At 44.9% G+C, this 6,306-nt stretch carries 5 protein-coding genes and 1 pseudogene; 4 read left to right on the top strand and 2 right to left on the bottom strand.

Going from position 1 to position 6,306, the window contains the following annotated elements; genetic code table 11:
* Positions 1-75 precede the first annotated feature (75 nt).
* Both R7035_RS15385 and R7035_RS15380 read right to left on the bottom strand, forming a co-directional pair.
* Positions 76-483, bottom strand: a pseudogene (locus tag R7035_RS15385) (glycine betaine ABC transporter substrate-binding protein); the annotation flags it as partial.
* Between the two features lie 141 nt (positions 484-624).
* A complete protein-coding gene (locus tag R7035_RS15380; RefSeq protein ID WP_132936384.1) occupies positions 625-2,859 on the bottom strand; it encodes a hypothetical protein in 2,235 nt (744 codons plus the stop codon).
* 427 nt (positions 2,860-3,286) lie between these two features.
* Between R7035_RS15380 and artP the strand changes: the two genes are divergently transcribed.
* The 4 genes from artP to artM all read left to right on the top strand — a co-directional run bounded on the left by artP (position 3,287) and on the right by artM (position 6,211).
* Positions 3,287-4,015: an arginine ABC transporter ATP-binding protein ArtP gene (artP, locus tag R7035_RS15375; RefSeq protein ID WP_104970792.1), complete on the top strand. Its 729-nt coding sequence runs from the start codon at positions 3,287-3,289 to the stop codon at positions 4,013-4,015.
* 96 nt (positions 4,016-4,111) lie between these two features.
* Positions 4,112-4,855 (top strand): arginine ABC transporter substrate-binding protein, encoded by a 744-nt coding sequence (locus tag R7035_RS15370; RefSeq protein ID WP_132936385.1) that lies wholly within the window; start codon positions 4,112-4,114, stop codon positions 4,853-4,855.
* Between the two features lies 1 nt (position 4,856).
* Positions 4,857-5,546, top strand: a complete 690-nt coding sequence (gene artQ / locus R7035_RS15365; RefSeq protein ID WP_005388570.1) for an arginine ABC transporter permease ArtQ — start codon at positions 4,857-4,859, stop codon at positions 5,544-5,546.
* Complete coding sequence (gene artM / locus R7035_RS15360) at positions 5,543-6,211, top strand: arginine ABC transporter permease ArtM (protein WP_033906962.1); 669 nt, start codon at positions 5,543-5,545, stop codon at positions 6,209-6,211. Before artQ ends, artM begins: the two co-directional genes overlap by 4 nt.
* The last annotated feature ends 95 nt before the right edge of the window (positions 6,212-6,306 follow it).

Raw genomic sequence — 6,306 nt, 5'->3', positions numbered from 1 at the left:
GTCATTATGTCACCTGTTAACTTATGAGGTGATGATATCACCTCTAACTAAGTGACCAAATTCAGTGTGCCACTACATGACGCCTTCTATCGTCGCGAGTTCTGGATACTGTTTTACCAGATAGGCGGGAACCCAAAAACCTTCTTCACCACCATTGACAAGCGATTCACTAGCGATGCGCAAGCGTTTATCCGCAATCCCTTTATCAAGTGCTTCTTTAATGCCGTTTGTCCATAACTCTGGCGCAACGTCAGGTTGCCCCTTTTCAATCATAGAGGTGCCTGTAGGAACGCTATCACCAGGGATCAATTCCGCATCGCACTGGTAGCCTTCATTTAAGACAAATTGGTCGATGTGCGCCATTAAGCTGGCCGAATTCCAATTCATGTCTGCGATGGTTATTTTTCCGCATTCGTCTGCATTTGCATGAGTAGATAATGCTGATAGCAGCAGAACAGAGAGCATTGAAGGTGTCGTCTTCATGTGACTGAATTTCCTTGTCGTTGTCATTTACTTCAGTATATACATCGGTTTATAAAGATTCAGTGAACAAGTTTTTTTCAGTGACGTTAAGCATAAAAACGGTGATTTATGAAGCGTTTGGTGAGGCGTGTTGAAAGGGAGTTAATACAGCAAGAACACTCCTTCGTAGCCGCCAATCTCAATATGAGAAACATAGTCGCCGATGTTACCGTCTTGATCTACAGGTCGCATAGGCTCTGGAAGTGCGATAGTTATCTTCGGTGAGGAGAAATAATCGATATTCTTACCAAAGAAATCAGTTCGATACAGAACTCGGCCTTTGGTGAACTCGCGGGCTAACACCATCTCTGTAGGGCCATGCATCACTACCGTATCGTCTGAGTGATACGCAAAGTACGTATGGGTTGGTAACAAATCGATAGCGCCATTAGGCAAGTCAGGATGAGCCACTTTGCTCATAGAAGCATCTCCAATCACCGTGTAATCGGCAGGATAGGGCGTGCTGGTGGACATCATTAGCGGAGTCGCCTGATACCCCTCTGGTATTTGATTGGCAGGCTCTCCCAAATCAACGGCAAGCAAGGCGCTAGGTTGATAAGCAATATTCTTTGGTACGCCTGCCTTCCAGAAGTTGTCACTTGTTGCGTTATTACTTCCATATAAGTAGCCATTGTTCCACTGATTAAAGTAAATGCGCTCAGGGTGATAGTTTAAGTAGAACACCGCTAGTGCAGAGTATTGGTCCTGTTTCCAATTGTTTTCTGTGTTACCAAAGTATTGAACGCGACCATAACGCGTGGTCGCTTGATAAATCACTTTCTGGCCAGCTTTGGCGAGTGCAGAGTTATCCCAAAATTTAGTCAAGCCAGCATAGCCACTAAAGCCGGTAGCAGGGAAAAGGTAGTGCTCGCGCAAGTACAAGGAGCCAGCGTTAACCAAGTGGTTTTGCCCATTACGACCGAATAAGTTTGCCGTACCTATGTTGAGGCCAATTAACGCATCTTCATCCAGCGTTGCCAGTTTATTCAAGAACGCCGAGAATTGCGCTTTGTAAGCATCGTCAGCAGCTTGGCTACCCGCCACCAAACCAAGTTCATCCACTGTGCCTCCGGAATATATGTAGAACTGATTTGCACCGAGTAACTTATTCGTATCGTCGTTGTACGCACCATTTAAACCTTGTTTCGCCCATTCAGCTTGGTAAGAGTGGCGCATTGTATTGGCAAAAAAGGGATTGCCGAGATTGGTCAATGCCCAAGAAGAGGTTTGATTCCACATACGACCAAATGGAATAACGCGTGACTCCCAACGAAATCGTGCGGTTGCATTCTTATTTGAACGGTTTTTGTATTCATTCCAAGAAAGATAATTGTCTTGGTTTCGATCTGCAGATTTGTCGAAGCCACGAATTTTACGCCAGCGTTGAATGGTTTGACCTTCAGGTGTCTCCGTTGGTGCTCCTGAGATATTGACGGCAGGGAAGCTATCTTTGAGTTGAATGTTTTCGAGACGTGGGCGGTTTTCTATGTTGTCGTCATGCCAAGTAATTTTCGCAACGTAAAGGCGGCCGCCGTCGCGTAAAAAGGTGGAGCCAAAGTACTGACCGCCACCATAAGTTTTTCCGCTACCATCATGCGTTGTAGCGCGAACCCAATCCAAAGGAACAGACCAGCTTACTGTTTGGTTTTTAGTCATGTTCTCAGTTTTGTCTTTTTTAATCGCGAAGCTTTTCCATTCAGTTACCTGACCAAACGAGTCGATAGCAGGAGGGTATTCAATCGTAAAGCTGCCACCCTGAGCAAACTGAGAAAACGTAAAGGTTAAGCGGTCGAACTTCTCTGAGTGATAAACATAGAGGGCACCACCATTATTCGCCTGACCGAATACATCAGCATCCCATGGCGGTGGTTGATATAGCCAAAAACCGGCGTGGTCAGCGCTGGCGGTATAGCCAACGATCATCGGTTTTCGATTGAGTAGAGTATTCTCGCCATGGCTTGAGTCGACTTCAGCTAGGATAGTGTCTTCAGAAAAGTGGAGAAAGAAATCTTCGTAGTCAACTCCATTCAGTTCTGCTTGGTTACGTATATCATTTTCCAGCCAACCTGAGTTAAGTTCCAGCTTTTGGTTGTACATGTAACCAAGCGCTTTTACACGCTCGTTATCACTCTTATTTTCGTAAGCTCCAAACACGATATCGGCATTATCCAACTCCCATTCAAGTGCAGCGGCAGCAGAGATAGGCTTATCTTGAAGATCAATACCCTGTTCATGCAACCCAGGTAATACGATTGCTGTTCTACTCCAAACGTTGGGTACAGAAAGCAAGCTCAAAGAAATGAGTGTAACGAGAGAAAAACAATGCGACTTCAACATGGAGTTATCCCATTAATACTTAGATGACTCAAATTAAGAGTCAGATACAAAGAGAAATTATAGTCCATTCGCGAAGTCGTAATCAGGACCCTGCCATAGAGGACTTTACAGGAAAACTAACAGGGGATGCTGTGCAAAAATGAGCGGGTGTACTTGGAATAGATCATCCTCATAGACTCAAAACTTCCTCTACACGTCAGCACAAAAATAACCACCATTTTAACCTTGTTTCGGTCGTCACCATGTTGTTGGATTTTTCTTCAACAAATTCAGTTAAAACTAACTCTTCAAACCAGTCAGATACTCTGTCTTGGTGGTAGCTGATCATACAAAAAATTAACAAATTAAATTTTTATACATTTTTATTGCATAAAAAGTCCAGTTGAGTAATATAAATACCAAGTGACAATTAATGCGGTATGTCAGCATGACTATTCAGGTAAGCGGAATCAATAAATCCTACGGTGAGACACAAGTGCTTCACGATGTCAGCTTTAAGTGTGAAAGCGGGGAAACACTGGTGTTACTTGGTCCAAGTGGCGCAGGTAAGAGCTCTCTACTGCGTGTTCTTAACCTTCTTGAAGGGGCGGATAACGGCAAGCTAAACATCGCAAATGATGTTTTTGATTTCTCTACTGAAATCAAAGAGAAACAAGGTTTAGCACTTCGTCGTAAAGTAGGCATGGTGTTCCAGCAGTACAACTTATGGCCGCACATGACAGTGATGGAGAACCTGATTGAGGCTCCGGTAAAAGTATCTGGCATGGATAAAGAAGAAGCGAAGAACCAAGCAATGCAAATTCTCGCAACGCTGCATTTGGCAGACAAAGCGGATGCATGGCCGATGCAGCTTTCTGGTGGTCAGCAACAACGTGTGGCGATTGCTCGTGCATTGATGATGAAACCGGAAGTCTTGCTTTTTGATGAACCGACCGCAGCGCTTGATCCGGAAATTACTAACCAAGTCGTTAAGATTATTAAAGATTTAAGCGAAACTGGCATCACCCAAGTCGTAGTAACGCATGAGGTCGATTTTGCTAAGAAAATCGCTAGCCACGTACTGTATCTAGAAAAAGGACACATCGTCGAGCACGGCACAAATGATTCGTTTTCTAATCCGCAAACCGCCCAGTTTGCTGACTACCTAAATCACTAAATCACTAAATTACGTTTTTAAAGTTCAGTCTATTTAACAGATAAGCTCGGCTGTCATTGCGAGTGTCAGCCCACTAAGTACACACGGAGTATTGCAATGAAAAAGATTCTACTAGCTTCACTAATCGGCCTTTCTTCTGCAACTATGGCAGCAAACGCAGCAGCACAAGAAGAGATCAAATTCGCGATGGAAGCGACGTACGCACCATTCGAATACATGGATGAAAACAACCAAATCCAAGGTTTTGACGTGGATCTGGCGAACGCACTATGTAAAGAAATGGAAGCCAAATGTACCTTCCACAACCAATCTTTTGACAGCCTGATCCCTGCATTAAAATTCAAGCGTTACGATGCGGCTATCTCTGCAATGGATATTACTGACGCGCGTTTGGAGCAAGTGAACTTTTCTGACCCTTACTACGACAACTCAGCAGCGTTTGTTTCTATCAAAGAAAAAGTGGCTGTTCAAAAAGCACTAGAAGGTAAGCGTGTTGGTGTTCAAAACGGTTCAACACACCAAAGCTACCTGATTGAACAAATGCCGGGCGTAACAGCGGTTCCTTACTCAAGTTACCAAGACGCATTCATCGATATGAAGAATGGCCGTATTGATTCTGTATTCGGTGACACAGCTGTCGTAGCAGAATGGTTCAAGAAAGAAGATAACCTAGCGTACGTGGGCGAGCACGTTACTAACCCTAAATACTTCGGTAACGGTTTCGGTATCGCAGTAAACAAAGGTAACGACGAGCTAGTGAACAAGCTGAACACGGCACTGAAAACAGTGAAAGCGAACGGCGAATACGACGTAATCTACAACAAGTACTTCGGTAAGTAATATGGCACTAACGGGTTACTCTTTATCGCTTGTTCAAGCTAGTTGGATGACTGTCCAGCTAGCCTTCACAAGCCTTTTAGTCGGTTTGATTCTGGCAGTGGTATTCGCCAGTGGTGAAATGTCTCGCCGCGTTTTCGTTAAATGGCCAATGACGGCGTTTGTGACGATTGTACGTGGCTTGCCAGAAATCCTTGTCGTGTTGTTCATCTATTTTGGTTCGACGCAGGTTCTGTTTTTAATCACCGGCGACTTTATTGAAGTTAGCCCGTTCTTGTCTGGCGTGGTGGCGTTGTCATTGATCTTCGCTTCCTACGCTTCTCAAACTCTACGTGGCGCATTAAAAGCCGTTGGAAGAGGGCAGAGAGAAGCAGCAAGTGCACTCGGCATCAGTCAAGCACACGCTTTCGTTCGCATTGTTTTACCACAAGCAGTAAGACATGCACTACCAGGTTTAACTAACCAATGGTTGGTTCTGCTGAAAGACACCGCGCTTGTATCACTGATTGGCGTAACGGATTTGTTGAAGCAAGCGCAGCTAACATCTGCAGCGACGCATGAAGCGTTTACATGGTACGCAACCGCTGCGGCGATTTACTTAGGCATTACTTTGATTACGCAACGTGCCGTAAAACTGATTGATAAGAAATTCTCAATTCAAGGTATGAGCATGGGACAGGAGGCGACCGCATGAACGAACAACACGTTTGGCAAATGCTGGATGGCTTAGGCACTAGCCTCCAATTGACCGCTGCTTCCTTGGTTGTGGGCTGCCTCTTAGCTTTGATGATGACGCTGACTCTGATCCTACGTACTCCGGGTTTGCATTGGTTAAGTCGTGGCATCATCACCTTGTTTACTGGTACGCCTTTATTGGTGCAGATCTTCTTGGTGTACTACGGTCCGGGTCAGTTTGATGCTGTAAGAGAAAGTGTATTTTGGACATGGTTAAGCCAACCTTGGTTCTGTGCGATGTTAGCACTAGCACTAAATACCGCTGCATACAGCACTCAGTTGTTCAAAGGAGCGTTTAACGCGATTCCTTCCGGTCAATGGCAAGCGTGTCGTGCATTAGGCATGAACAAAACCGCAACACTGAAAGTGCTTCTGCCATACGCTATTCGCCGTGCTGTTCCGGCTTACTCGAACGAAGTGATTTTGGTCTTCAAAGGCACGTCACTAGCAAGCACGATTACGATCATGGATCTGATGGGTTACGCGCAGCGCATTAACGCACAAACCTACGATACGTTGACGGTATTTGGTATTGCAGGCGCATTTTATTTAACGGTAAATGGTGTGCTAACTCTCATTTTCCGTCAGGTAGAGAAGAAAGCATTGGCGTTCGAAGCCGCATAATCCTTCAATCAACACTCATCATTTAGTTCCACAGTGCCTCTGCGAATGGCTCTCTTGCAGGGGCATTTTTTATATTCGTCATGGCAAATTCCTCA

It is taken from the genome of Vibrio sp. 1731 (assembly GCF_033339955.1).
Lineage (GTDB): Bacteria > Pseudomonadota > Gammaproteobacteria > Enterobacterales > Vibrionaceae > Vibrio > Vibrio alginolyticus.
This window is presented reverse-complemented; position numbering and strand designations above follow the sequence as displayed.